Origin of the sequence: Clostridium sp. BIOML-A1, assembly GCF_009874105.1 — a bacterium.
In the GTDB taxonomy this organism is placed as follows: Bacteria; Bacillota; Clostridia; order Lachnospirales; family Lachnospiraceae; genus Coprococcus.
In genome coordinates, this window is the sequence record NZ_WWTL01000010.1 from 66,122 (window position 1) to 92,526 (window position 26,405).

The 26,405-nt window shown below is 41.9% G+C and carries 26 protein-coding genes; 6 read left to right on the forward strand and 20 right to left on the reverse strand.

From position 1 onward, the window contains the following. Positions 1-25: 25 nt before the first annotated feature. The 10 genes from GT641_RS09210 to ileS all read right to left on the reverse strand — a co-directional run bounded on the left by GT641_RS09210 (position 26) and on the right by ileS (position 11,158). Complete coding sequence (locus GT641_RS09210; RefSeq protein ID WP_008402390.1) at positions 26-1,267, reverse strand: hypothetical protein; 1,242 nt, start codon at positions 1,265-1,267, stop codon at positions 26-28. A 4-nt stretch (positions 1,268-1,271) separates the two neighbouring features. After that, entirely contained in the window at positions 1,272-1,739 is a 468-nt protein-coding gene (locus GT641_RS09215; RefSeq protein WP_161117361.1) for a hypothetical protein, read from the reverse strand. Between the two features lie 21 nt (positions 1,740-1,760). Further along, entirely contained in the window at positions 1,761-2,234 is a 474-nt protein-coding gene (locus GT641_RS09220; protein WP_008402386.1) for a hypothetical protein, read from the reverse strand. Beyond that, positions 2,209-2,556, reverse strand: coding sequence for a PadR family transcriptional regulator (locus GT641_RS09225; RefSeq protein ID WP_044945952.1), 348 nt, complete (start codon positions 2,554-2,556; stop codon positions 2,209-2,211). Before GT641_RS09225 ends, GT641_RS09220 begins: the two co-directional genes overlap by 26 nt. Before the next feature lie 211 nt (positions 2,557-2,767). Further along, positions 2,768-3,445, reverse strand: coding sequence for a GntR family transcriptional regulator (locus GT641_RS09230; RefSeq protein ID WP_161117362.1), 678 nt, complete (start codon positions 3,443-3,445; stop codon positions 2,768-2,770). Between the two features lie 59 nt (positions 3,446-3,504). Continuing rightward, the gene (ispE, locus tag GT641_RS09235) at positions 3,505-4,368 is read right to left on the reverse strand and encodes a 4-(cytidine 5'-diphospho)-2-C-methyl-D-erythritol kinase (protein ID WP_021944190.1); all 864 of its coding nucleotides are present in this window, start codon (positions 4,366-4,368) and stop codon (positions 3,505-3,507) included. Between the two features lie 5 nt (positions 4,369-4,373). After that, entirely contained in the window at positions 4,374-4,937 is a 564-nt protein-coding gene (locus GT641_RS09240) for a flavin reductase family protein (protein WP_008402380.1), read from the reverse strand. 57 nt (positions 4,938-4,994) lie between these two features. Further along, positions 4,995-5,285, reverse strand: a complete 291-nt coding sequence (locus GT641_RS09245; RefSeq protein WP_008402379.1) for a GIY-YIG nuclease family protein — start codon at positions 5,283-5,285, stop codon at positions 4,995-4,997. Positions 5,286-5,888: 603 nt separating this feature from the next. Continuing rightward, on the reverse strand, positions 5,889-7,607 hold the full coding sequence (locus GT641_RS09250; RefSeq protein WP_044945950.1) for a sodium:alanine symporter family protein: 1,719 nt from the start codon (positions 7,605-7,607) through the stop codon (positions 5,889-5,891). A 380-nt stretch (positions 7,608-7,987) separates the two neighbouring features. After that, complete coding sequence (gene ileS, locus GT641_RS09255; RefSeq protein WP_161117363.1) at positions 7,988-11,158, reverse strand: isoleucine--tRNA ligase; 3,171 nt, start codon at positions 11,156-11,158, stop codon at positions 7,988-7,990. Positions 11,159-11,697: 539 nt separating this feature from the next. On the opposite strand from ileS, the gene GT641_RS09260 reads away from it, so the two are divergent. Genes GT641_RS09260 through GT641_RS09270 form a run of 3 tightly spaced genes read left to right on the forward strand, consistent with a single transcriptional unit; the run spans position 11,698 to position 13,575 of the window. After that, on the forward strand, positions 11,698-12,018 hold the full coding sequence (locus tag GT641_RS09260) for a PadR family transcriptional regulator (RefSeq protein ID WP_008402371.1): 321 nt from the start codon (positions 11,698-11,700) through the stop codon (positions 12,016-12,018). Continuing rightward, positions 12,011-12,604, forward strand: a complete 594-nt coding sequence (locus GT641_RS09265; protein WP_161117364.1) for a DUF1700 domain-containing protein — start codon at positions 12,011-12,013, stop codon at positions 12,602-12,604. Before GT641_RS09260 ends, GT641_RS09265 begins: the two co-directional genes overlap by 8 nt. Positions 12,605-12,606: 2 nt before the next feature. Further along, positions 12,607-13,575 (forward strand): DUF4097 domain-containing protein, encoded by a 969-nt coding sequence (locus GT641_RS09270; RefSeq protein WP_161117365.1) that lies wholly within the window; start codon positions 12,607-12,609, stop codon positions 13,573-13,575. A gap of 263 nt (positions 13,576-13,838) precedes the next feature. Here the strand turns inward: GT641_RS09270 and GT641_RS09275 are convergent, their stop codons facing one another. From GT641_RS09275 to GT641_RS09285, 3 genes are all read right to left on the reverse strand, one after another. After that, entirely contained in the window at positions 13,839-14,522 is a 684-nt protein-coding gene (locus tag GT641_RS09275; RefSeq protein ID WP_243143733.1) for a DUF6796 family protein, read from the reverse strand. Between the two features lie 84 nt (positions 14,523-14,606). Continuing rightward, positions 14,607-15,335, reverse strand: a complete 729-nt coding sequence (locus GT641_RS09280) for a hypothetical protein (protein WP_161117366.1) — start codon at positions 15,333-15,335, stop codon at positions 14,607-14,609. 46 nt (positions 15,336-15,381) lie between these two features. Beyond that, positions 15,382-16,482, reverse strand: a complete 1,101-nt coding sequence (locus GT641_RS09285; protein WP_161117367.1) for a Fic family protein — start codon at positions 16,480-16,482, stop codon at positions 15,382-15,384. Between the two features lie 337 nt (positions 16,483-16,819). On the opposite strand from GT641_RS09285, the gene GT641_RS09290 reads away from it, so the two are divergent. Together GT641_RS09290 and GT641_RS09295 are read left to right on the forward strand one after the other, a co-directional pair. Beyond that, the gene (locus GT641_RS09290; RefSeq protein ID WP_161117368.1) at positions 16,820-17,752 is read left to right on the forward strand and encodes an ABC transporter ATP-binding protein; all 933 of its coding nucleotides are present in this window, start codon (positions 16,820-16,822) and stop codon (positions 17,750-17,752) included. Next, on the forward strand, positions 17,745-18,518 hold the full coding sequence (locus tag GT641_RS09295) for an ABC transporter permease subunit (protein ID WP_117784534.1): 774 nt from the start codon (positions 17,745-17,747) through the stop codon (positions 18,516-18,518). Before GT641_RS09290 ends, GT641_RS09295 begins: the two co-directional genes overlap by 8 nt. A gap of 70 nt (positions 18,519-18,588) precedes the next feature. Here the strand turns inward: GT641_RS09295 and GT641_RS09300 are convergent, their stop codons facing one another. The 3 genes from GT641_RS09300 to GT641_RS09310 form a co-directional block, all read right to left on the reverse strand. Further along, positions 18,589-19,317: a M23 family metallopeptidase gene (locus GT641_RS09300; protein WP_192919829.1), complete on the reverse strand. Its 729-nt coding sequence runs from the start codon at positions 19,315-19,317 to the stop codon at positions 18,589-18,591. Positions 19,318-19,532: 215 nt separating this feature from the next. After that, positions 19,533-20,645 carry a SpoIID/LytB domain-containing protein gene (locus tag GT641_RS09305; protein WP_161117369.1) on the reverse strand — a complete coding sequence of 371 codons (1,113 nt, stop codon included), beginning with the start codon at positions 20,643-20,645 and terminating at the stop codon, positions 19,533-19,535. A gap of 118 nt (positions 20,646-20,763) precedes the next feature. Further along, positions 20,764-21,825: a glycoside hydrolase family 5 protein gene (locus tag GT641_RS09310; RefSeq protein WP_161117370.1), complete on the reverse strand. Its 1,062-nt coding sequence runs from the start codon at positions 21,823-21,825 to the stop codon at positions 20,764-20,766. Between the two features lie 280 nt (positions 21,826-22,105). On the opposite strand from GT641_RS09310, the gene GT641_RS09315 reads away from it, so the two are divergent. Then, a complete protein-coding gene (locus tag GT641_RS09315; protein ID WP_008402359.1) occupies positions 22,106-22,321 on the forward strand; it encodes a cold-shock protein in 216 nt (71 codons plus the stop codon). Positions 22,322-22,791: 470 nt separating this feature from the next. Here GT641_RS09315 and GT641_RS09320 read toward each other — a convergent pair whose 3' ends face one another. From GT641_RS09320 to GT641_RS09335, 4 genes are all read right to left on the reverse strand, one after another. Then, entirely contained in the window at positions 22,792-24,543 is a 1,752-nt protein-coding gene (locus GT641_RS09320) for a phospho-sugar mutase (RefSeq protein ID WP_021944177.1), read from the reverse strand. Positions 24,544-24,646: 103 nt separating this feature from the next. Beyond that, positions 24,647-25,633, reverse strand: a complete 987-nt coding sequence (locus GT641_RS09325; RefSeq protein WP_243143734.1) for a hypothetical protein — start codon at positions 25,631-25,633, stop codon at positions 24,647-24,649. Positions 25,634-25,751: 118 nt separating this feature from the next. Continuing rightward, positions 25,752-26,069 (reverse strand): type II toxin-antitoxin system RelE/ParE family toxin, encoded by a 318-nt coding sequence (locus GT641_RS09330; protein ID WP_008399789.1) that lies wholly within the window; start codon positions 26,067-26,069, stop codon positions 25,752-25,754. A gap of 2 nt (positions 26,070-26,071) precedes the next feature. Continuing rightward, on the reverse strand, positions 26,072-26,350 hold the full coding sequence (locus GT641_RS09335) for a type II toxin-antitoxin system Phd/YefM family antitoxin (RefSeq protein WP_008399788.1): 279 nt from the start codon (positions 26,348-26,350) through the stop codon (positions 26,072-26,074). Positions 26,351-26,405 lie beyond the last annotated feature (55 nt).

Consider the following 26,405-nt stretch of genomic DNA (forward strand, 5'->3'; position numbering starts at 1 on the left):
AAAATTGTGCCAGAGTCTCTATTTTTTATGGCCATTTCACCCAGTCAAATGTCTTTACGATGCTCTGATCTGCATCCTCCAGTTTTGTAAAATATGTGTCCCGGAATTTGGTCCATCCTGTCACTGTCTGTTCACTCTGATCCGATGTGATTATATCACCTGGTTTCATACCAGTATAATCATGTCCATCTATATATAGCTTGTCACTTGATTCATCCAATCCATAGATATCGGATATATAGGTTCCTTCTCCTGTAAAACAGGTATTTGCCAGATAAATTGTTCCTGTATCGCATTGATAAAAAAACTTATTATAATCTGTGTTAATCACATATAAATATCCATCCATACAATCAACACTTCCCCCTACAAACCGAAAAATCTCTTTCTGATTCTGCAAATTTTCATCGCATGAACATATCACACTCCACTCAACATCATTATCCAATTCTGTAGTCTTTATATAATTTCCACTTGAAGTGCTGATAATATCAAAATACTCACCATATTTTGTATTTAGATCATCTTCGACAATTTCATCTGCGTGTGTTTTTATATTATATGTAAACAGTATTGTATGCCAGTTTTCCTTGCTATCTTCATATTCATATGTCAGATAAAGCTTTTCTTTATTCTTATTATTTAATATATATAGTGCAGCACTGTCATGCTCTGCATCTCCTTCATAGCTTAGCAATGTCCGTAACCGATTCCATCTTAAATCATATGCATATAACGTACAGTCTTGCTTATATTCATTCAACTTAAATCCATCATGATACTTCCATGTAGTGAAATACAATACTCCATCTACCATTTCCATACCTATAACGGCTCCTTCATCTGCAGAATACAAAACCCGAGCTCCACTTCCATCTTTATTTATTTCACGAATCTGTGAAACTCCTTTTTGTTCCGCATCACCATCATCATTAAACGTTAACTCAGAATCAAATTCACTTATGTATATTTTATCTCCATAGCAAAGCATAGCAGGTTGAATATCTATCGTGTATGCATTGCACTTCGTCGTATTATGTTTACAATTTGCCTTATTACAAACTACTACTGATTTTCCTGTCGCTGAATCCAGGAAATAAAGTATATTCCTTCTTGCATAATACATACCGTTATCTGTAAATGCCCTTAATGCCGAATATTCTATCTCTTCCGGATATTTTTTCATTTTTCGTGAGACAATATATCCCAACCCTAAAATCAAACCGACACATAAAACAATGCAAATAGTACGCACCACTTTTTTCATTTTCTTACATCTCCTTTTTATTTCTTTTTTGTTTTATAAAATGCCAGATAACATTTCCTACACATATAATAAAACCTATCGATTCAAACACTATTTTCACTACCTCTGCGCCCATATTTATTCCATAGGCTACTCCAACACCCGTGTTAGGTGATGTCCGTATTATTACATAATTGTATCCCCTATACAGTATCCTACATTCCGTAAACAACAGATACCCCACCACAATTCCGATCAATATCCAGATCACAGCAAGCACCCATTCCTTCGTTCGTTTTCTCATTCCGAGATCTTCATATTCCTGAATAATGTCTGCGGCTTCTCCCAGTTCTGCGATTGCTCCCTCTATAGTTTCTCCTTCTGCCAGTTTATCATCTAACGACCGTCCCAGATCCTTTACCATCTGTATCCGTTCCTTTAATGGTGCATGCAGATGCATGAATATCTTCATAAGATATTTCTTCTTTTTCATTTCTTTTGTTCCCCTTTTTATTTATAATTCATTATCTTTTTTTGCTTTTCTTCGCCTTTTAAAATGATAGATTACATTTCCCAGACAGATACAAAAACCTATGCTTTCTACAATCACTTTGCCCCACGTTCCCCCTGCCTTTGGTCTAAAATCAATCCACTCATATCCAGTCGGTGCTATGTACTGGTTAATCTCATGATATCCGGTGTATAATGTATATCCATCAATTATCAGCAAAACGCCAAGACAGATTCCAATCAGAATCCAGAGCACCATCCATACATACTCCTTTGTCTGCTGCCGCATACCGATATCGTTATACTCTTCTGTCAGTGCGGAAGCTTCACCAAGCTCCTCAATCACTTCATTGATTGTCATGCCCGTATCCAATTTATCATCTATAGATTGTCTTATCTCTTTTACAAGCTGCATCCGCTGCCCAAATGGTGCATGCAACAAAACGAATATTTTAATCAGATATATGTTTTTTCTCAAAGTCTCGTACCATTCCTTCTATCTGCATCCAACAATTCCACTGTTCTTCCAATAGAAGCTTCCCTTCTTCTGTAATCTTATAGAATTTCTTTGGTTTTCCATTCTCAGATGTCATCACCCATTCACTGGCAATCGCACCATCTTCTTCTAATCTATGCAGGATCGGATACAATGTTCCTTCTTTGATATCCATCCCAGCAACACATCGTGCATTAAAACGATTGACAATGTTATACCCATAATCCTTTTCATCTGATATAATCTGCAGAATGAGCATGGGAAGTATTCCTTTTTTAAACTGATTTATACTTTGATTTGCCATAATTTCTCTTTCTATTATCTTTATACCTAGTAATACCAAGTATATGGCATACATATGTATTTGTCAATTTATTTTACACGCCTTATGTTTTAGAATATCTAAACTATACCAGATTGCATTTAAAAAAACTGTAAAATGGACTGAGTGGTCAAAAATAGGGAGTGAACGGTAAATTTCTTACTGTCCACTCCCTATTTTTGACCACTCAGTCTTATATAGTATCCTGTTTCTGTTTGATATTCTGTATCACGATCTGCTCCTGATCGTAAATATGCTGATGCATAACTGCTTTTGCCTTCTCTACATCTCCGAGCAATATCGCCTCCGTGATCTCATCATGCTCACGGAGCAGTTTGCCATGATATCCGGTATCCCGCACATATTCCACACGGTATCGGTACACCTGCTCTCCGAAGTTCTTGGTAAGACTCACAAGCCTTGGATTGTTGCTTAATTCACAGATTGTCTCATGAAAGGCAACATCTGTATCTACGATATCCGGCACACGACCGGAACGGACTGCCTCACGGAAATTCTCACAGGCTTCTCTTAATCTGAGTCTGCCGTCTTCATCAATCCGCTTGCAGGCAAGTTCGACTGCCAGTTCTTCCAGACTCAGACGGATCTCCAATGCATCCCGGAGATCCTTCTCCGTGATACGGGCAACCTCTGCACCTTTCCTTGGAACCATCACGACTAAGCCCTCTAATTCCAGCATCCGGATCGCTTCACGCACCGGAGTCCGGCTGACACCCAGACGTTTTGCAAGCGCCACTTCTAATAACCGTTCACCCGGTTCAAATTCTCCATGTACGATGGCATCCCGCAACGCTTCAAATACAACCTCCCGAAGCGGAAGATACTCATCCATATTTAACTTCAACTCCATAAGTTACCCCATTTCTCTCTATTTCTTCTGCAGAACAACTCCCTCTGTCCTGCCTGATCTTACACATTATATGGCTGTGTGACAAATACCTGCTTTGCCAGCTTCCGGCTGCGGATCGCATCTGCCGCTTTCTCCGCTTTTTCCTTCTCTGTAAATATACCAAATACAGTCGGACCGCTTCCACTCATAAGTGAATTCATTGCACCACATTCTTTCATGCAAGCTTTGATCTCTGCAATAACCGGATACCGTACCTCAGTTACTGTCTCTAGCACATTCTCCATACGTTCCGTGATGCCCTGTAAACTCTGTTCTTCCAGTGCCATCACCATGCCGTCTATATCCGGATGTTTTTCTAATTCATTTGCATGCAGGTTCTCATATACCATCTTCGTCGATACAGCGATTGGCGGCTTTGCCAGCAGAATATAACAATCCGGCATCGGTGCAAGTGCTGTCAGCTTCTCACCGATTCCTTCTGATAATGCAGTTCCCTTCATGATACAGTACGGAACATCTGCGCCAAGCTTTACTCCATATTCCATCAGCTTATGTTTCGGAATCTGAAGATCAAAGATCTTATTCATTCCGATCAGCGCTGCTGCCGCATCAGCACTTCCGCCAGCCATTCCGGCTGCAACCGGAAGCTCTTTCTGAAGGAATACACGGATTCCACGCGTGATCTGATATTCCTGCTTCAACATCCGGCATGCTTTATATACCAGATTATCTTCATTTACCGGAAGCTCGTCCGCATTTGTGCTGAGAACGATCACATCCTCATCCACTGTCTCAAATGTCAATGTGTCATGTAATTTTACCGTCTGCATGATCATCTTTACTTCATGATAACCGTCCGGTCTTCTTCTGAGCACGTCCAGTCCCAGATTTACTTTACCATATGCCTGTAATTCTATCTTCATGTTTCTTATTTCTTCCTCACTGAATATCCGAATTTTCCCAGTTTCTTTCCAAGTTTAAAGTATTCTCCATGGGAATATGCTACCAGTCCAAGCTGGTTAAGCTCGAATTTGCCATTTTCATTCATGTATGCTTCATCCACCTGTACGCCGGTTACCTCTGCCAGGAACATATGATGACTTCCAAGCGGGATCACTTCTTTTACCTTACATTCGATATTGACCGGACTCTCCGCGATACCCGGTGTGGCAACTGTAAGTCCCGGACAGGTATGAAGTCCTGTTGCTTTGAATTTGTCAATATCGCGCCCACTCTTTACGCCACAATAATCAGTCGCAAATGTCAGCTTCTCAGTCACCAGATTGATCACAAATTCTCCACTAGCTTTTATAATATCATAAGAATAGCGTTCCGGTCTAACAGATATTGAAACCATCGCCGGAGAACTGCAAACTGTCCCCGCCCATGCGATCGTAATAATATTCGGTTGTCCGCCTTCTCGCTTACATGTTACCATAACTGCCGGTACCGGGTACAGCATATTCCCCGGTTTCCATAATTGTCTTCCCATCTATAACCTCCTGGTGTTCGACTTTTATTTTCTCAATTCTTATATTTTATACTATTTTCATGGCTTCTGTATACTATCTGGTTGAAAATTTCTGATTAATTCTTCTTTTCGGCTCCGACTCATCTGCTTGATGTGCCACTCTCTGCTCATTGCTTCCTCTGGCGTCTCTGATTCCTCATAATAAACAAGGACAACAGGGCGCCGGCTTCTGGTATACTTGGCGCCCCCTCGTCCTTCATTATGTGCTTTCATCCGCTTTTCCAGATTATTCGTCCATCCGGTGTAATACGTTCCGTCCTTACACCGGACTATGTAAGTATAGTTGTGTTTTTCTTCTGTCGTACTCATTGTGTTCTTACCCACATGTTTTCTTTTTTATCCAAAGCCGATATCGACAAGCCAGCGCCTTTCCTGTGTTCCGTGGCAAGTGTCCTGCCATGGCACTTTCCTGCAGCCTCGCAAATGTCCTGTCATCAGCTTTCTATGTATCCGGGTATGCCGCCGGAGCTTCTCCGACAGCTTCCCCCTGAACTCATTTTTGAATCCATTATAATAAAGCAGACAGATCCCGGTACTTCATCAGTAAATCTCGCATCTTCATGCACTCTCATATCCGGCTATGCTTCACATTCCGGCATCTTCCTCTCATTATTCCGTCTGCGCGTTTACTATAATTATACTCATAAACTGTCATTTTGCTACTATAAATATGAAAAACTACTATTATATTCTACACAAAAATAGTCAGCCTGTCCGTACGCAAATGTTTAAGACAAAATGGAAAATAACATTACTGTTATGTAGCAAGCCTGTTTCAACGCCGGTTCTTAGTGAGTCGCCACAGGCGAGGAGCTTAGCACCGCTGCGTTGAAATAGAGTGCAAACGACTTGCGGAATAATATGTAATGTATTTTCCATTTTAATCAAAATACTTACAGACAGGCCGACTATTTACGCACGCTTCTTTGCTGCTTTTTCTTCTGCGAGTACTTTCTGGAATTCCTGCATATCGGTTGCAATCTCTTTGCTTAACAGAAGCAGGCAGATCAGGTTCGGAATCGCCATCAGTGCATTTGCGATATCCGAGAAGTTCCATGCCAGATCCAGTGAAGTCGTCGCACCGATGTATACTACAAGGGAGAATACGATACGATAGATCATGTTGTATTTGTGGGAATGGAACAGGTATTCAAAGGCTTTCTCTCCATGATACTCCCAGCCAAGGATTGTCGAGAATGCAAATAATGCAATACCGATCGTTACCAGCCATGCTCCCGCCTTACCCAGAACTGTCTCAAATGCTTTGATCGTCAGTGCCGATCCTGTATAGGCTTCTTCATAATAATATGTACCATCTTCATCAAAAATATAAGCATTGCAGCCAGAGGTCCATGCACCTGTGATCGCACCATTCTCATAAACTGCTTCCAGACTGTCCGGCTGATGCTGAAGCTTTGCAAATGCTTCACTATCGGAAGCGTCTGCATATGGTGTCAGAACGATATCCTCTGCTCCCCCGGACAAAGTCATTGTTCCATCTTGGTATGTAACGGTATATTCTGTCGTCACCATCTTGCCTTTTTCTTCATGTGTCAGAGCCAGTGTATCTTCGGCCTCAGAGGTGATCGCATATGAACCTTCCGTCGTTGTCGATGTCTTGCCGATCACACCGGAGCTTGCGATTACCAGACCAGTGATCGTACATACAACGATCGTATCCCAGAATGTTCCTGTCATGTTGATATATCCCTGACGAACCGGGTTATCTGTTGTAGCTGCTGCTGCGGTGATCGCTGCCGATCCCATACCTGCTTCATTTGAGAAACAACCACGGGCAACACCGAACCGCATTGCATTTGTCATAGATGCAACTACGGTACCAAGCACACCGCCGGATACGGATTTCATGGAAAATGCCATTGTGAAGATCTCATGCAGACCTTCCGGCACATTCGATATATTTCCGATAATTACTATAAGTCCTGCAAGTACATAGAAGATTGCCATAAACGGAACAACGATCGCGGAAATCTTTGATATGGATTTGATACCGCCGATAATGATCATTAAGGCAAGGATCGTAAGGATTACACCGATAATGATCGGATTGATGTGAAAGGTCTCATTCATGGAGGATGCGATCGAGTTCGCCTGTGTCATATTTCCGATACCAAAGGATGCAACAACCGCAAAGAATGCAAACAACCAACCGAGCACACTTCCGAATCTTTTGTGTTTCAATGCTTTCTTCATCGTATACATCGGGCCGCCGGAGATCTCTCCTTTGGCATTTACCTCACGGTATTTGATTGCCAGCATACATTCTGAGAATTTCGATGTGATTCCGAACAACGCCGAGATCCACATCCAGACCAGAGCACCCGGACCACCGGATACCATTGCTGTCGCCACACCTACGATATTTCCGGTTCCGATCGTTGCGGCAAGCGCTGTCGTCAGTGCCGAGAATGGGGATACATCACCGGTTCCTCTGTTCTTTGTTCTTGCTTCTTTACTAAGTGTGCTCTTGATCGCATATCCGAGATTCCTCCACGGCAGGAATCGCGTCCGTATCGTCAGAAAGATACCGGTTCCTACGAGAAGCACCAGCATCACCGGTCCCCACACAAACGAATCAACTGCACTTACAATCTGATTGAGTTTTTCCATACCCATCGCCTCCATATTCATTCATAGTCAATTACACAACAAGGAATAGGACTGATATTTATTTGAATACTTTGACTTACCAAAACAGGGACATTTGAATCCGCCGGTACTTGATGGCGCATAAGCGACATCTTAGTACCGCTGCAGGATGAAACGAGCGGAAGCGTTCCCTGGTTGGTAATGTCAGAAGCATTCAAATATAGTGTCAAACAATAAATGTCATGTAATTGACAACTTCATTAACGAGAAAAAGGTGCAGGGAAGTTGCTATCTCTAGTACTTCCTTGCACCTTTTAATATGTTATCTATAATACAGACGCTTTCCGAAAAAAGCAAGTATAAATTTGCTTTTTTCGGCATCGGTCATCGCCCTGTATTACTTATGCGTTTTTCTTTACACCAAGTGTTACCTTCTCACCGTTGATGTTCCATTCCTTGGAATAGCCATCTACGCTTCCGGTTACCAGTGCATCTGCCATAACGTCAGACTTGATGCTGTCAGCATTTGCATTCATAAGTCCGGTTGCCTTGTCGCTTCCCTCTGCATAGACTGTGATCTTGTCCATTACTTCGAAGCCGGCTTCCTTTCTCATGGTCTGGATCTTGGATACGATCTCTCTGACAAATCCCTCCTCTAAGAGTTCCTCTGTCAGATTTGTGTCGATAACAACTGTTACTCCGCCATCAACCTCTGTAACGTAGCCTTCGGTCTGTGCGATATCGATCAGCAGATCTTCCTCTGCCAGAGATACCTCTGTGCCATTTACGTCAAATGTCAGAGCACCCTTTGCCTTCAGCTCAGCCATAGCTACATTTCCATCAACAGATGACAGATATGCCTTGATTCCGCCTAACTGCTTGCCGTACTTTGGTCCTACGGTACGAAGCTGTGGCTTGAATGTGTAAGAACTGAAGCTTGCGATATCTTCTGTAAATACTACGTTCTTGATGTTCAGCTCGTCTTTGACGATCGCTGTCTCATCCTCTGTCAGCTCTTTTGCAGCCTTTACATACATGGTTCCGATCGGCTGTCTGTTCTTGATATTTGCAGTATTTCTGGCTGCACGTCCAAGAACAACGATCTTTAAGATCTCATCCATAGCTGCTTCAAGATCTGTGTCGATCATCTTCTCCTCTACCTTCGGGAACTCGCACAGATGAACAGATAATGGAGCATCCTTATCAATGCTTCTTACCAGATTCTGATAAATATCCTCTGCCATAAACGGAATCAGCGGAGCTGCTGTCATGGAGATCGTAACAAGGGCTGTATAAAGTGTCATGTAGGCATTTACCTTATCCTGCTCCATACCCTTTGCCCAGTATCTCTCACGTCCACGACGAACATACCAGTTAGAAAGGTCATCTACGAACTCCTCTAATACTCTGGTTGTCTCAGGGATCTTGTATGCTGCAAGGTTCTCATCAACAGCCTTTACGGTCGAGTTCAACTTTGATAATAACCATTTATCCATCAGTGACAGCTTCTCGTAATCCAGCTCATGCTCAAGTGGATTGAAGTTGTCGATATTTGCATATAATACATAGAATGCGTAAGTATTCCATAAGGTTCCGAGGAACTTTCTCTGGCACTCGATAACCGCATCTTCATGGAAACGGTTTGGAAGCCATGGAGCGGAGTTGCTGTAGAAATACCACCGGATCGCATCTGCACCGTATTTGTTCAGTGCATCCATCGGATCTACTGCATTTCCCTTGGACTTACTCATCTTCTGTCCATCCTTATCCTGTACATGTCCGAGGACAATTACATTCTTGAACGGAGCCTTGTCAAATAACAGGGTTGAGATCGCCATCAGAGAATAGAACCATCCTCTTGTCTGGTCAACTGCCTCGCTGATGAAGTCAGCAGGAAAATGCTTCTCGAAGATGTCTGCATTCTCAAACGGATAATGCCACTGTGCAAATGGCATGGAACCTGAATCGAACCAGCAGTCGATAACTTCGGATACTCTGTGCATCTGCTTGCCGCACTCCGGACATTTGATCGTTACAGCGTCGATGAACGGACGGTGCAGCTCGATCTCATCCGGGCAGTTGTCACTCATGCTCTTTAATTCTTCGATCGAACCGATCGCATGACGGCATCCACATTCACATTCCCAGATATTTAACGGAGTTCCCCAATAACGGTTACGGGAAAGTCCCCAATCCTGTACATTCTTTAACCAGTCACCGAAACGTCCCTTACCAATGCTCTCAGGGATCCAGTTTACGGTGTCGTTATTCTTAACCAGCTTATCTCTGACTGCTGTCATCTTGATAAACCAGGTATCTCTTGCGTAGTAGATCAGCGGAGTATCACATCTCCAGCAGTGTGGATATTCATGCTCAAACTTTGGTGCGTCGAACAGAAGTCCTTCTTTGTCAAGGTCAACCAATACCTTTGGATCTGCATCCTTTACGAAGATTCCCGCATAAGGGGTTTCCTCTGTCAGATCACCCTTGCCATCTACGAACTGTACAAATGGAAGATCGTACTTTCTTCCTACATTTGCGTCGTCCTCACCAAATGCAGGTGCGATATGAACGATACCTGTACCATCTGTCATAGTTACATAAGAATCACATGTGATGTAGTGACCCTTCTTATGTTGCTTCTCGCATACAGGCTTTACGCACTCATATAATGGTTCGTACTCTTTGTATTCCAGATCTTTTCCTTTGTATGTCTCCAGAATTTCATATGCAGGTACAGCAGGTGTATCGTCTGTAGCCTCCTTTGCAAGGGAACCGAGTACCTTGTCTGCCAGTGCTTCTGCCAGATAATAGGTATATCCGTCTGCTGCCTTTACTTTGACATAAGTCTCATCCGGATTTACACAGAGGGCTACGTTTGATGGAAGTGTCCAAGGTGTAGTTGTCCATGCAAGGAAATATGCATCTTCGCCGATAACCTTGAATCTTACAACTGCGGAACGTTCCTTTACAGTCTTATAACCCTGTGCTACTTCGTGGCTTGACAGTGGAGTTCCGCAACGCGGACAATATGGCACGATCTTGAAGCCTTTGTATAAAAGTCCCTGATCCCAGATCTTCTTCAGTGCCCACCACTCGGACTCGATGAAATCATTGTGGTATGTTACATATGGATCATCCATATCTGCCCAGAATCCTACCTTGCCGGAGAATTCTTCCCACATACCTTTGTATTTCCATACGGATTCTTTACATTTCTGAATAAATGGCTCCAGACCGTATTCCTCGATCTGCTCTTTGCCATCGATTCCTAAAAGTTTCTCAACTTCCAACTCTACAGGAAGGCCATGTGTATCCCATCCTGCCTTTCTTACTACGTTATGGCCCTTCATTGTCTGATATCTTGGAATCATATCCTTGATAACTCGTGTAAGCACATGGCCGATATGTGGCTTACCATTTGCTGTTGGAGGTCCATCATAAAATGTGTAAGTCGGAAGATCCTTTGTTTCTTCCACACTCTTCTCAAATACCTGATTTTCTTTCCAGAAATCCAGAACCTTCTGTTCTCTGTCTACGAAATTCAATTTGGTCGATACTTTTTCGTACATGTTGTTCTTCCTTTCTTTTTATTCAATGTATGCAAAATATTTTTTATTTAAAGAACAAAGAGTAGCTTGCGGCTCTTTCGCGCCCGAGCGGAATTGCGAAGCAATTAATTACTTCATCGCGAGGTGCACACCTTTATCGGAGTATTTACTTTATAGGATAATTTGCATATAAAGTAAAAAAAGCCTCCGCCGCAAAAAGGACGAAGGCTCAAAGTTCTCGTTATACCACCTATTACTTGCATACTAACATATGTGCTTCCCGTAACGAGGGAATAACGTCAGAGCCTACTGGCTGTCGTTTTCGGTCTGAAGCTTAAGAGTGATCTTCCATCATATTCTACTCGCACCGGTCTTGCACCATCTCCGGCTCGCTCTGCCTTTCAAACATGATCTACTGTCTCTGTCATCGCTTTTCTTCTTATTTTTATCAACCTTGAGTATAGCAACCATGAGCGTTCTTGTCAAATTATTTTTTATAAAATACCTCTTGACATATTATACTATGCGTCATATAGTATAGTGCATAAGGAGGTATACATATGGATATTCAATTAAAACGTGGTATGCTGGATGTCTGTGTACTGGCTGCGATCAAGGATGAAGATTCTTATGGATATCAGATCATCAAGGACATGAAACCCTTTGTAACGATATCGGAATCTACATTGTATCCGATCCTGCGAAGACTGGAAGCCGGCGCATTTCTCACCGTTCGCTCCGTAGAACACAACGGACGGCTTCGGAAATACTATCATATTACCGATGCGGGCAAAGCACGAATCGAGGAATTCAAAGAAGAATGGAAAGAACTTGAATCTATATATCGTTTTATTATCAGAGAGGAGAATGACAATGACTAAACAGGAATATTTGTCGGCGATCCGAGGAAAGATCCGGAAAATGCCGGCAGACGATATTAATAAATTTATGGATTATTATAGTGAAATGATCGATGACCGTATGGAAGATGGTCTGTCGGAGGAAGATGCGGTTGCCGATATGGATGCCCCAGACGATGTCGTTGACCAGATTCTGGCAGATATGCCACTAACGAAACTTGTTAAAGAAAAGATCAAACCATCCCACCGGTTAAAAGCATGGGAGATCATTTTGCTGATTCTTGGCTCTCCTATATGGGCTCCGCTGTTACTGACCGCGATCGTTCTGGTCATTGCCATGGCGGTTGTCATTTTGGCACTTCTCCTGTCCTTCTATGCGATCGTACTCTCGATGGCAGTTGCAGGTATCGGCGGGCTGCTGGGAGTTATTCCATTTTTTGTTACACAGAATGTTCCGGCTGCCCTTTTCATGCTTGGAGCTGCATTTGCCGGAATCGGACTTGCGATCCTGTTCATCGTAGCCGTAAAGCCTGTTACGATCGGCATTTTCAAGCTGTACAAGGCATCCGTCAATGGAATTAAGAGAATGTTTGTAAAGGAGAGATAATTATGAGTAAATCCAAAAAAGCTGTTATTGTTGCTTCTATATTTATAGTGGTCGGCGTCATTATCGCTTTCTTAAGTATTGCAATTAACGGATTTCATTTTCCAAATGGTTCTGTCGACCTGCTCGGTATGAAAGCCTTGCCGGACTATGTGAAGAAAACAGTTCAGATCAAAGATGATTTCAACGCCATTGACATCGCAGGCGAAGCATCTACCGACGTCATGATCAAAAACTCCGACAACGGAACGAATTACATCGAATATTATGATACAGATGGTCTGACCAACCATGCAGAGGTTGTTGACGGCGTGCTCACCTTCCGCTGCGAAGACAAACGTACCCACCATCCGACAATCTCACTCGGATTTGGTCAGGATACTACTACCGTTGTTTATCTGGCAGATAAAGAATACGAATCTATCCAGGTAACCACAGCAAGTGGAGATATCGACTATCTGTATTCTCACAAGACTGATAGCAAGCCAGTGTTTAACGCTTCATATACCAGTCTTAAGACAAACAGCGGTGACATCCATATCGCAGATATCGAAGCTAATACCCTCACAGTCAAAACTACATCGGGTGATATCTCTATCAGCAATGGTTCATTTACAACTAAGCTGGAGCTTCATGCCTCAAGCGGTGATATCCAGTTGAACCACATAACGACAGATCAGGCAGAATTCTATACCACAAGCGGCTATGTATCAGCCAGTGACATTACTGCTAATACCAGTCTTTCCAGTAATACGACGAGTGGCGATATTGATATGTCCATCACGGCCGCTGATGCGATCAGCATTTCTGCTACGAGCGGCGACATTGATCTGGATCTTGCTTCTGACCGAAGCTACAATTTCTTAGCAGATACACAAAGTGGCGATGTTGATATTCCACATGGCGCAAATTATTCCGAATATGAATGTGGCGTCAGCACGACCAGCGGCGATATCCGCATTAGGCAGGAGTAATATTAGTGAATATTATTTAAAAAAAGTCTATAAAAACGAAAAAGGGATTGCCCTGTTAAAACAGATCTACCGCTGTCTCTGTAGATGACATTACGAGGATTTCGTTGAGAGATGCACATTGTCAGTAAATACGAGTGCTTGTTTGAGCCGAAGGCGAGTTAGCACCGAAGTATTTACGAATAAGACATGTGCATCGAACAGAAACCGCAGTTAGTCATTTCAGAGACAGCAGTAAATCTGATTAACAGGGCAATCCCTTTTTATTATTTCTCCGCAGTTTTGCTTCCCAGAATCCATATCAGGATGAAGAAGAAAATCATGCTTTCGCTCATCAGTCCATTTGTAAAACCAAGGCGGAATGCTGTATCCGGAAGTATTGATTTTATAACATAGAGAATGCAGTAGAATACAAGTACATTTCCTGCTGCCATCCATCTTGGCAATGTGGTTTTGCCACGCACGACCACATAAAACCAGTATAAGAATACCGGAAGCATAACGACTTCGCTTACTATAATAACCCATGACAGGTGATCAAATAAGGCTTCGCATGCCGGAAGTGCAGCATCGGCATATCCATGTCCAATCATCCATGCATACAGATACAGGATCATAATATAGAACAAGTGCAAACACATCCATGGTGTCAGACCAAATGCATTCAGATAATGATAAATCTTCTTTTCTTTCTCATCCCGGATAAATCGTCCCAGATAAAATAGGGCTATTCCATAAAGAATGATGCCCGGAAATGCCAGCATCATCGCAAGCCCATTTCTCCACGCAGGAAGCTGCGCTACCCCATTGGTCAGCCAGATTAATTTTCCGGTATGGGATGGATCTCCATACATCATCAGCCAGTCTCCACCGCCATAGCAGAAACAACCAAGGATTCCGCAGATCATGGCTAACGCCAGTGTCTTTGTCTGTACTTTACAATCTTTCATTTCAAATCTTCTCTCCTTTAACGTAAAACGGCATCGGTTAGTGTTTACTAACCAATGCCATTCTAGCATATTATCTTATCCTCGTCAAAATGCCGTGAACATACTCAACACGGACACCAGACATATGATAATCCCCAGCCATTTGAGAAACAGTTCTATTTTCCGGTTCACTTTGTTCGTTCCCGGATCGTATACCTTGCGCTGCTCTCTGGAATAGTACATCGGATATTCGCTGCCAACCGGATGCTTCTTCCGGCTCAATTCCTGCGCCAATTGGTAGTTATGCACACTATCATCATAAGGATCATTGTACTGGATCGTAAGGATCGCCTTCCCCGGCGTCAGTGTCTTGGCTCCCGGCACTTCTCCAACTACCTTCCCCGGAATCATCATATCCATGTAATCATTTTCTTTTACCTGTTTCTTCTTCATGCCACTTCCTGTAAAAAGGAGAATGATGCCGGATGCAAATGCAACCAGCCGCTGCACAAGCATCCACCCGGTCGTTCCCGTCATATCCGGTATGACATTTCTCTCCATCAGCTCCTGTGCCATGAAAAATGCTCCAAACAAAACAAGCCCGGCTCCAAATCCTATTATGATATAGATACCTTTTTCCATCTCATCCATAGCTGACAGCTTCGGATGGTTTTCCTTTAACAACTGATCAACAGTTGATCCCGAAGCAATATTGTCCAATAACTGCTTTAATTTCCTACGTCGTTTTTTCAACCGGATAAATTCGTATATCCCCATGATCAACATGCCAATTCCCACAAGAATAATGAACATGATTTTTAACATTTGCATCATTTGCAACTCTCCCCTTGTCGTCCTGTCTGGCAGGGCATAATATTCTTTATTTTAATACTTTGATAATCTCCTGTTCATGATTTTTTGTGAAGTCACTCAATTGATAAGAGCGTATACGCTCTTTTACCACGATGGGTTCAACAAATCCATTTTTTACTAAAGTAGCCAAACGGTTAATAATCGTCCTACTGGTCACTCCTGTTTTTTTACTTAATTCAATAGGTGTAAATTCCCATTTATATTCTTTGATCACTAAAAGCAAAAGTTCTTTTTCTCTCGCCTTCAAATAAGATAAACTGCCCTCAATATCTTTTTCCTGTGATGCCTCAGATAATTCACAGATCTTTCCGGAATATAACTGAACCATGCGCAAAAAATAATGAATCCAAATCTCAGGATGTGGCGGATTGTCCCGTCCAGAATAATACAACGCAGGCAGTCCCATTTGTATAGATTCATAATATTCATCGATGTCATATGCAAAATATTCCTCCAATGAGCCAATTCCATTAAAACCATATCCATTCAAATCCATAATATATCCAGACAACAATCTGGCAGTTCTTCCATTTCCATCTTCAAAAGGATGTATGGTAACCAATTGGTAATGTACAATCGCTGCAACAATCAATGGATGATCATCCGTAGTATTAACATATTCAACTAATTCATCTAATAATTTCGGAATGTCACAATATTCAGGTGGGATATAATCCGGTCGTCCTGTTTGAGAATCATATACTGCAAATAAAACGCCCGGCGGCATCGGTCCACGTAAACCGATTTTTTCCTTTGCCGCACCTTTTTCAACTAATTTCTGTACATCCAAAATTAACTGCTTGGAAAATTCTTCCTTTTTCTTTATTTTTTTCTCTAAGAAATTTAATGCCAAAAAATAATTGCGAACTTCCTGCTCAGGTTTCATAAAATGCTTTCTTTCATCATTATCTATAACTTCATCAACCTGTTTTTCAGAAAGCGGATTCCCCTCAATCTTGTTCGATGCATAAGAGCTTTTTTTCTTAGAATTTTTACGAAGTTTATTTGCTATACTCTTTGATAATTTTACAGATGAAACCTGAAATCTGTTTTTTTCAATTTCAGTAATATATTTTAATATTTCATTTGACAGTGTTACTTTAATCATCTAAATCGCCCCTTTTTCAACTATACAATATATTTTTATAATTTATTTTTCAATTATTAGTTTACCATAAATACTATTTTTTCTCCATTATATCTTCACTATTATTTCACTAATTTTCACTATTTTTTCCTTATTTTTCATTATGCACTTTCATTAGATAATTCTGTATAATTGTTACCTTGTACCAGCACATATATAAACTTACAAACTGCACATTTTTAATTTTGAAAAAATAAAAAAAGTTTCAACTTGGAGCCGGCTCCATGAATTGACTTTCCTGCGGCAAAACAGTATGCTGATTATAGGAAAATTCGGTTGAATCAGGAGGTGCTGTTCCATGGCAGAAGTCATTGCAAAAGCAACAGATGTAGAAGTGATATACGGTGATAAGCCTGCACTTGATAAGATAAATATGTCCGTGAAAAAGGGCGACATTTATGCTCTGATCGGTAAAAATGGTGCAGGAAAAACGACACTTCTCCGCCTGTTTACCGGACAGAATGCCCCTGATTATGGCATCATCGAACTTTTTGGAAAGAAGGGAACACATGGACTAAATGAAGCCCGGAAAAGAACCGGTGCTATCATCGAAACGCCAACGTTTTATCCATTTTTCTCTGCGGAACGCAATCTGGAATATTACCGTATCCAACGCGGAATCGACGATCCATCCATTGTTGAAACAGTTCTGAAGGAAACGGGACTCTACGAAGCTAAGGATAAAAAGTTTAAAAATTTCTCTCTCGGCATGAAACAGCGTCTGGGAATCGCCCTGTCGCTCATGCACGATCCGGAATTTCTGATCTTAGATGAGCCGATCAATGGTCTGGATCCTGCCGGCATCGTCGAAATGCGAAAGCTGATGCTGCGGCTGAACAAAGAGAACGGACTCACGATCATCATTTCCTCGCATATTCTATCCGAGCTTGCAAATATGGCAACATGCTACGGTTTCATCGACCATGGTCAGATCTTACAGGAAATGTCTGCTGAAGAATTAGAAGCAAAAGAAAAAAGCTATGTAAAGGTGCGTACCAGTGATGGTGAAAAAGCTGCTGAATGTCTTTCAAAAGAGCTCCAACTCGACGCATCCTACAATGAAGATGATGATACTATTTATATTTATTTTGAAAATAACGCGGTTTACCCAACTGAGAAAATCAGCCGTTTCTTATTTGAAAAGGGATATGATCTGTACTCACTGGAGATTGTGAAAACTACACTGGAAGATTTCTTTATTGAACTGTTAGGAGGGACAACGATTGAATAATTTCCTCAAAAGCGAATGTTACAAAGTAAGTCATCGGGCTTATCCATATACCCTGCTCATTATCGGAGTGGTCATTGCTATTTTGATCAACGTATCTGTCTGGTATGCCATCCATGTTATCCGGATCCCATTTACGATTGAAGGTGCAGATATTATGAATGCCGGTCTGTACATGATGGCAACGATCGTCTGGTACTGCATTATTTTCACCACCGATATCGGTTTCTCCGGTGAATGGAGGAATAATACGATGAAGAATATCGTGTCATTCGGAACCAGCCGGAACACAATTTTCTTTGGCAAATGTATCGTGAATACACTATTGCTGCTTATCGGAATCGTTGTGGTATCTGCAGCCTATCTGCTGACGAATTACATCTGTTTTCGTCATGATGGAAGTCTGACCGCTTCGGCATATCAGAATTATTTTCTGCGTTTTGTGATCATGCTTCCTATGATCATCGCCGGACAGACAATGGCATCCTCCCTGTGCATGTTCTTCTCCACAGACCTTCTGTGGTGCGGTATCTATGCTGTAGTCGTTGCCCTGCTGCCAAATGGCATCATGCTTTTCTATGCCATTTTCCCGGAAGTAGAAGCACTCCGTATCATCTACACCAATCTTCCTACCGTCTGCCTGACCGCTGTTGCATGGCAGACACTAACCACCGGCCTGATTGTTCACGCTATGGAGATCGCCGCCGTACTTCTGATCCTGCCAACCGTTATTTCCCTGTTGGTGTTCCAGAGGAAGGAGATAAAATAAAAACAGACACACACCCTACCCTGTGGATACGACATGCATCTGTTCTTATACTTTATATGGATTGTTCTGATTATTCCCCTTCGATCAATGATACAGGATCGACCGGTTTGCCATCTTTGGTGATTGCGAAATACAGATTTGTTCCTTCTTTTGAATAATAACGGCTTGGTTCTGCTACAGTGCCAATGGTGCAGCCGGCATCTACCACCTGACCAACAGAAACATTGATATCCTTAAGCTGTCCATACATGACTTCATAGCCATTTCCAAGAGATGCCTTTACCACATTTCCAAATTCCGGTGTGCTTGTGATCTCTGTGATCTTGCATTTGTAAGCGGCTGAAACTTTGTCATTTTCTGCTGCTTCCAATACGATTCCGGCATTGCATTTGTACTGGTTTAATGTCTCGTAGAATACTGTGGTGTCCATGCTGAATGGAATGATCACATTTCCGTTTAGTGGCCACATAAGAGCTGTACTGCCGTCATAGTTCAGTTCGATCTGTTCTTCCGCCTTGACAGCATTTGCTCCGGTTTCTACTTCTGAGCTTTTCTCTGTTGTTGCTTCTGTCTTGTTCTCTGCTTTGGCGGTACCGCCAAGTGTTTCTTTTACTGCTTCTGTTGTTCCGAGATTGCTTCTGTCTGCGGTTTCTTCTACTGCCTCCGAGCTGACAGCATTTTCATCATCTGACTGGGTTTTCACATTATATAGAGCTACAAGTCCTACAAGTGCCACCATTCCGGCGATCAGGGCAATGTAGAAAATATTTCTCTTAATAACATTCAAAAATTTCTTCATGTTTATCACCTCATGGATATTGTTGCCTGAACTTCCGGATTATATACACAGGCAAATATTTTCCACAAGCTTTTTATTTATCTTATGCATTTTGTCGTATCCTGCCACCAGCGAAATGAAATGATTTACAAAGCAACCACTTTTGCAATTCCATCTGTATGCTTTCAAATATCCTCAATATATTGGTAATTGTCCTTATATGTTTTCGCAGGTGTTTAATATGCCGCCCCATCTACGATCGAAGTTTCCGGGTAATAATATGCAATAATCTCACGATATGTACTGCCCTGATCAGCTTTCCATCCGGCTCCGTACATCGACATTCCAAGGGATGAGCCTTTACCGATCGAGATGATCCGATATCCCTCCTCGACATGATCGATATGAAAATTTGTCGTTCCAAGTGACAGGGTCTGTGCAAATGTCTCTCCCGTCACGACCGTACCGAATACATTTACCTTTCGGACAAATCCTGATTTCGTCGCCTCAAGCACAGTCAGCGCATCCGCATCCACAACCTGTTCCTCACTCTTTGCTGAACCAGTCGTCGCAGATTCGTTTTTTTCAACATCCACGTCGGTCTGCCCCAGATTCTCTGATCCGTCAAACGCTTCTCCCTCTCCATTCATGCCAAATTCTTTCTTTATACGAAGCGCACTGTAGATCTTTGTCGATGAGAAATCCGGCGACTGGATATCCTGACTGCTGTCAACGGATACCAGATATGGAATCGCAGTACCATATAATTCCTCTGCACTAACAGTTACCCCTATGCTGACTGCATGACTGACCGGAATAATAAGTCTGCCATCATAAACGATAACCTGTCCCATTGTATCCTTCACAGCCTGATATACCATTTCCATATTCTGCTTATATTCTTTCCCCCATTTTTGCTTTAATTCATCTTTCTCCACACGGATCTCTTTCAGATCTCCCTCATTGATGATCTTGCCCCCGCCATTTGCAGTGTCCGCCTGATCGTTCATTTCATAATAGATCGCAGTCCGGGTCAGAACTGCCATCGTCTTTGTCATTTCCACATTCCACGACGGATCATACAATCCGGCAAGGACATACAAAATATATTCTTCACAGTCGATCAGCCTGTAGTTCTCATTTTGCAGGATACACACATCCCGGCTGCTACTAAGTGCCGCGATCCGGGCATCCGACACATCCCGATAACGCACAAAAAGCCTGGTTCCCACATATGGAATTGCAAATGCTAACAAAACCATGGTGAACCAGGCTAGAATCCTGTTATTTTTCTTCATACCATCACATCCTGTCCTGTCATCATTCCGGAAAAATCCGATTCGCTTCATACGATTTTCCTGTATTATTTATTCTATGATGCACAGGTGCAAAATATGATTGATTCATTATACAAACAGACCATCCGGCTGTTTGCCGATATTACTGTTTATCTCATATACATGATCACTATGCTTTCTTGCCAAGAGCTTTCTTTCTCGCAAGATATTTCTTCTTGATATACTTTCCTGCTGTGGATAAGTCACCTGACTTCCAGCCGGAGGTTTTCTTTGTTGATGGCTTAAGCAAAGATGCCGACTCGTTCTTATTACTGAGGCTCCAACAGAAATAACTGATGTTATATTTGTTAAGCAGCTTCATCCATTTGTCTGCGGATGCCTTGTTAATGGCTCCGTCGCCACTGGCCGGTGATAACCCAAACTCAGATACAATGATCGGAAGCTTCTTCTTTCTTGCATAAGCAACCTTTGCCGGAAGATATTCATTGTGCGCCCACTCACTTGCGTAGAAATGCAGGGAGTACATGATATTCTTATATCCCTTGATCGGGCTGTCTGCAACTTCATTTGACGTTCCATCCGTTCCAAGCTGTGACCAGGTTGGTGTTCCCACGATAATAACTGCTTTCTTGTCGTATTTGCGGATCGTTTTGATAATGTCTGTCGCATAGGATTTGATCTCTTTCCAGCCACAGCCATTTGGCTCATTGCAGATCTCATAAATAACATTTTTATTGTTCTTATATTTCTTTGCCATCGTGGTAAAGAATTTCTTCGCCTGTGACTTGTTCTTATTCGGGTTTCCGTCACTTAAGATATGCCAGTCGATGATCGCATACATACCAAGATCAGTCGCATATCCGACTCCCTTATCTACCAGCTTCCGAAGCTTTGCCTGACTGCCGCCACTGCAATAGCCATTGTATTCTTCGGTATACATTGCCAGTCGGATCGCATTCACGCCCCAGTCATCACGAAGCGTCTTGAATGCTTTCTTATTCACATATGGCGATCCGACATCCCAGTTGATTCCATGTGTGCTGATACCGCGAAGCTGGAATTTATTTCCCTTACTGTCGACCAGGTCTGCTCCCTTTACAGACAGTCTTCCATGCTTTGCAACCGGTGTTGTAGCTGCCGCTTCCGCCGTTCCATTTCCACCAAATACACAGATTGTAAACAGCATAACAACTGCCATGATCCATGCAATCAGACGTTTTCCCTTTCTCATACGCTCTCCTCCTGTTTTTGCATTTTTCTGTATTTATAGTACCCTACTTTTTCTTTTCTGCCAAGAACCCATGGATCATTTTTTACCGGATTTTATCATTATTTTTACCTTGTTTTTCTTGACAAATAGGTGCGCCCATACTATTATGAGAGCGTATTCAAGATTAACTATGTAATCGCTTTTAAGCGGACGTATGGATTAAGGTTTTAATCGTATTTCTCTCATAAATGATGCACGTTTTCATTGGGTACAAGCAAGAAATATATAAGGAGGTACCCACATGAACAACGGTACAGTAAAATGGTTTAACGCAGAAAAAGGTTATGGATTTATCTCAAACAATGACGGAAGCGGAGATGTATTCGTTCATTTCTCAGCTATCCAGGGTGAAGGATATAAGACACTTGTTGAAGGTCAGCAGGTTACATTCGACACAGAGGAAGATCCTAAGGGTGGTTCAAGAACAAGAGCTACTAACGTTGTAATCGTTAAATAATTTTCTACTTTGAATAAAAAGGCTGAGGCTCTATATCAATTTATTCCGCAGAACACTTTCGTTCGAACAGGTCTGCTTCATAAATTATATAGAGCCTCAGTCTTTTATTAAGTTTTTCTTTTATTATTTCTCTAAGATATCGATATCTAACATTTACAGATCAAGGCTATTTTCATTTTGATATTTTAGGGACATTGTGCCCTTCTTTTTTAACAGAAAACACAGGGATTGCCCCTGTACAAACCATAAGCCCCATTATAAATGACTCGCTATGGTTTCTGTTCAATGCATATGCCTGATTCGTAAATACTCCTGCGCTAACTCGCCAACTAAACGTTGGCTCAGACAAGCGCTCGTATTTACTGGCAATATGCATTTCACGACGAAACCTTCGCTGATGTCATATTATAATGGAGCTTATGGTTTGTGCAGGGGCAATCCCTGTGTTTTATATTTAAATTAAACTTTTATTATTTCTCTAAGATATCATAGATCAGATCCATGATCTTGTCGCCTGCTTCTGCGGACATCTTCTGAGCCTCATCATATGAGCTGCCCTTGATTCCATAGTAGAACTTGATCTTTGGCTCTGTACCGGATGGTCTTACTGCAAGCCATGCATCATTCTCTAATTCATAGTAGAGAACATTTGAGTTCGGCATACCGGTCTTAACAGTTTCGCCAGTCTCAAGGTTCTTGATCGTCTCCAGACGGTAGTCACGAACAACCTTTGTCTTATATCCGGCGATCTCTGCCGGTGTATTATCACGAAGTACATTCATGATGTGTCCAATCTTCTTGGAACCTTCTACACCCTTCAGAGTTACAGTCTTGATATCATCTACATAGTAGCCGTATTTCTCATACATATCCATCATAACATCCCATAAAGTCTTACCCTGTCCTTTATAGAATGCAGCAGCTTCGCAAAGTGCCATTGTTGCTACGATGGCATCCTTATCTCTTGCATGTGTTCCGATCAGACAGCCGTAGCTCTCTTCGAAACCAAAGAGATAAGTTCCCTTTCCTTCCTGCTCGAAACGTAAGATCTCACGTCCGATGTTCTTGAAACCTGTGAAGCACTCGATCAGGTCTGTATTGTAATATTTTGCGATCGCATCAACCATGTTTGTTGTAACGATCGTCTTAATGATCGCACCGTCCTCCGGCAGCTTGCCATCGCGTGCTTTCATCTGACTTACTTCATATTCACACAGAAGGCTTCCTGACATGTTACCGGTAAATACCTTATATTCGCCTGTCTTGGAATCCTTTGCATATACACCAAGTCTGTCTGCATCCGGATCAGTTGCAAGAACGAGGTCTGCATCTACTTTCTTTGCAAGATCAAGAGCAAGGGCGAATGCTTCCTTTGCTTCCGGATTTGGGTAATCAACTGTTGGGAAGTTACCATCCGGAAGTTCCTGTTCCGGAACAACATATACATTTTCAAATCCAAGATCAGAAAGAATTCTTCTTGCAGGAATATTTCCGGTACCATGAAGTGGTGTATATACGATCTTCAGATCCTTACCATATTTATCAATAGCATCCTGATGAAGAACCAGCTTCTTCAGTTCGCCCATATATGCATCATCAACTTCTGCACCGATCGTTACCAGAAGTCCTGCTTTGATCGCATCGATCATTTCCATTGTCTTGGTATCTGCAAAATCTGTAATGGCCTTAACCTCTGCCATGATTCCTGTATCATGTGGAGGTGTGATCTGCGCACCATCTTCCCAGTATACTTTATAACCATTGTACTCCGGTGGGTTATGACTGGCAGTTACATTGATACCTGCTACACAATCCAAATAGCGAACTGCAAATGACAGCTCCGGTGTCGGACGTAAAGACTCGAATCTGTATGCCTTGATTCCATTTGCTGCAAGACATAATGCTGCTTCCATGGAAAACTCCGGTGACATTCTTCTGGAATCATATGCAATAGCAACACCCTTATCCTGTTTGCCCTGCTTGATGATATAATTTGCAAGACCCTGTGTTGCTTTACGGACAACGTACTTGTTCATTCTGTTTGTTCCGGCACCGATAATACCACGAAGTCCGGCAGTACCAAATACCAGATCACAGTAGAATCTTTCTTCTATCTCTTTTGGATCATCCTTGATTGAAAGAAGTTCATCCTTGGTCTCCTGACCAAATAACGGATTGTTGACCCACTGCTCATATACTTCCATATAATTGCGTTCGCTCATTTTAATATTTCCTCCTGTGCGTTCCTTTAAAACATTACACTTAATATATTTCCTAAATCCCAAAGTTAGATTTTCTCACACATGACATTATACATTCAAATTCCTAACTTGTGAACCCATAATGATTGCAAAAATCATTTAAAAATTTCTGCTTTTCTTGTTCATCTGTTATAAGTTTACTGAGTTTTTCAAGATTTGCAGGGGAAATCCAGCATTTTCTGGAGTTCATATAACGATTGCTGACCTTCCAAAACTTCTCCGGATAACTATATAATATGTAGATATATCGATAATCTTCTCCGGTAAGCGGCAGGATACGATCGTATTCTTCTATGATCTTCACCGCCATATCGAAGTTATAATTATTCTTTTCCATGACTTTCCGGATGAACTGATATAAGTCGATCAACTGATATCCGACATGAAACCGGTCGAAATTCACAGTCGCCAGATACCCACCGCAAAATAACACACTATGGTAATTATATGCTCCATGGCAATATCCGATATGCCCGGCAATATTTGTCCGGTCGCAGGCATCCATCATCGCCTGGCAGTCGATTGCCTGTCTGTAAAATGCGTCATACGCTTCTATATATAAGAGCTCAAAATCATTCTTCGTCGGACGCTTTGAGATAAAGCTCCGGATTTTTTTCATTTCCTGCGTTTTTCGTCTGAAGTTGCCCGGCTCACGGTACGCATACGTTCTCCCCTCTTTTGCATACAGCTCACGCCCCCGGATATGAAATATCGCAAGATTTGCAGCCGCCTGATTCAAATCGCAGATACTTCCGGGATTACATTCCCGTCCCTCAAAATATTCCCGCATCACATATGGATTCCCGTAGCGGTCGCAGGTGATCAGCTCTCCTTCCCGGTTCGGCACGCAGCGGTCAATATGGTGAAATCCTGTCTCATACAGATTTTCCTTAAATTCCCGCTCCTGCTCCAGCCGTTCCTCGCTGCCGTCAAATGGAGATATCTGCCTGATTCCCTGATCCGTTTTCAGGATCATAGATCCCCGGCCTCTGACGGCACCCAGTATTTCCATGTCATATGCTTCGTAGACTTCACTCATTTTCTCAGACAAAAAATCCCCTCCTTGAATTGTCTTCATACTTTGTATGAATCGGAAATCCCGATAAGTAATTGTATGAGGGAACCTTCAAATTCATTCTTAATTTCTGTCCAGAAAATTTGCGCACTTTCTATAATCCACGTATTATATTCAAATAGTCTTGTCTGCCATCCACTACCGCATATACAATAACCGTTTTATTCTCTTCATTAATTTTATAAAAAACCAGATCCTTTTTTAGTATAAGGACTTTATATCCTTGTCGTTTAAGAACAAGGTATCTTGGATCTGTTCCAATATATGGATCATTTCCAAGTTCAAGAATTTTTTTCTCTATATAATCAAGTTGTTCCAAAGCTACTTCATTGCCAAAATTCTGAGCTATATATAAAATTATTTTTCTGATCCCTGCATCCGCAGTATCAGTTCGTATTACCTCATATTCCATACTTAGCCCTCCTGAAGCATTCTACGCAAATCATCAAATGTTTCAGTTATCGGTGCAACACGATTATTTTTTATATCATCCTCTGCCTCAGCTAATATTTCAAGTAACTCTATACGAGCTTTCATATTTTTATATTCTTCATATGAGAGGGCTACCGTATCACCTCTGCCATTTACTGTAATAATTACCGCTTCTTTATTTTCCTTACATTGTTTTGAAATATCATTATAATGGTTTCTTAAATCAGCCGATGGTCTGATTGATTCCTTTAATGTTAACATAAAAACCACCTCCGTTTATATTATATGCAGATTATATCATAATATGTCTATTTGT

What these genes read in the sequence shown, in the direction of transcription:
- GT641_RS09245 (WP_008402379.1), bottom strand. Translation starts at nt 5,285, where the DNA reads ATGAGTACGACAGAAGAAAAACACAACTATACTTACATAGTCCGGTGT.
- GT641_RS09335 (WP_008399788.1), bottom strand. Translation starts at nt 26,350, where the DNA reads ATGTTAACATTAAAGGAATCAATCAGACCATCGGCTGATTTAAGAAAC.
- GT641_RS09270 (WP_161117365.1), top strand. Translation starts at nt 12,607, where the DNA reads ATGAGTAAATCCAAAAAAGCTGTTATTGTTGCTTCTATATTTATAGTG.
- GT641_RS09250 (WP_044945950.1), bottom strand. Translation starts at nt 7,607, where the DNA reads ATGGAAAAACTCAATCAGATTGTAAGTGCAGTTGATTCGTTTGTGTGG.
- GT641_RS09315 (WP_008402359.1), top strand. Translation starts at nt 22,106, where the DNA reads ATGAACAACGGTACAGTAAAATGGTTTAACGCAGAAAAAGGTTATGGA.
- GT641_RS09230 (WP_161117362.1), bottom strand. Translation starts at nt 3,445, where the DNA reads ATGGAGTTGAAGTTAAATATGGATGAGTATCTTCCGCTTCGGGAGGTT.
- GT641_RS09285 (WP_161117367.1), bottom strand. Translation starts at nt 16,482, where the DNA reads ATGATTAAAGTAACACTGTCAAATGAAATATTAAAATATATTACTGAA.
- GT641_RS09300 (WP_192919829.1), bottom strand. Translation starts at nt 19,317, where the DNA reads ATGAAGAAATTTTTGAATGTTATTAAGAGAAATATTTTCTACATTGCC.
- GT641_RS09265 (WP_161117364.1), top strand. Translation starts at nt 12,011, where the DNA reads ATGACTAAACAGGAATATTTGTCGGCGATCCGAGGAAAGATCCGGAAA.
- GT641_RS09310 (WP_161117370.1), bottom strand. Translation starts at nt 21,825, where the DNA reads ATGAGAAAGGGAAAACGTCTGATTGCATGGATCATGGCAGTTGTTATG.
- GT641_RS09210 (WP_008402390.1), bottom strand. Translation starts at nt 1,267, where the DNA reads ATGAAAAAAGTGGTGCGTACTATTTGCATTGTTTTATGTGTCGGTTTG.
- GT641_RS09290 (WP_161117368.1), top strand. Translation starts at nt 16,820, where the DNA reads ATGGCAGAAGTCATTGCAAAAGCAACAGATGTAGAAGTGATATACGGT.
- GT641_RS09275 (WP_243143733.1), bottom strand. Translation starts at nt 14,522, where the DNA reads ATGAAAGATTGTAAAGTACAGACAAAGACACTGGCGTTAGCCATGATC.
- GT641_RS09280 (WP_161117366.1), bottom strand. Translation starts at nt 15,335, where the DNA reads ATGATGCAAATGTTAAAAATCATGTTCATTATTCTTGTGGGAATTGGC.
- GT641_RS09305 (WP_161117369.1), bottom strand. Translation starts at nt 20,645, where the DNA reads ATGAAGCGAATCGGATTTTTCCGGAATGATGACAGGACAGGATGTGAT.
- GT641_RS09215 (WP_161117361.1), bottom strand. Translation starts at nt 1,739, where the DNA reads ATGAAAAAGAAGAAATATCTTATGAAGATATTCATGCATCTGCATGCA.
- GT641_RS09320 (WP_021944177.1), bottom strand. Translation starts at nt 24,543, where the DNA reads ATGAGCGAACGCAATTATATGGAAGTATATGAGCAGTGGGTCAACAAT.
- GT641_RS09260 (WP_008402371.1), top strand. Translation starts at nt 11,698, where the DNA reads ATGGATATTCAATTAAAACGTGGTATGCTGGATGTCTGTGTACTGGCT.
- ileS (WP_161117363.1), bottom strand. Translation starts at nt 11,158, where the DNA reads ATGTACGAAAAAGTATCGACCAAATTGAATTTCGTAGACAGAGAACAG.
- GT641_RS09225 (WP_044945952.1), bottom strand. Translation starts at nt 2,556, where the DNA reads ATGGCAAATCAAAGTATAAATCAGTTTAAAAAAGGAATACTTCCCATG.
- GT641_RS09240 (WP_008402380.1), bottom strand. Translation starts at nt 4,937, where the DNA reads ATGGGAAGACAATTATGGAAACCGGGGAATATGCTGTACCCGGTACCG.
- GT641_RS09330 (WP_008399789.1), bottom strand. Translation starts at nt 26,069, where the DNA reads ATGGAATATGAGGTAATACGAACTGATACTGCGGATGCAGGGATCAGA.
- ispE (WP_021944190.1), bottom strand. Translation starts at nt 4,368, where the DNA reads ATGAAGATAGAATTACAGGCATATGGTAAAGTAAATCTGGGACTGGAC.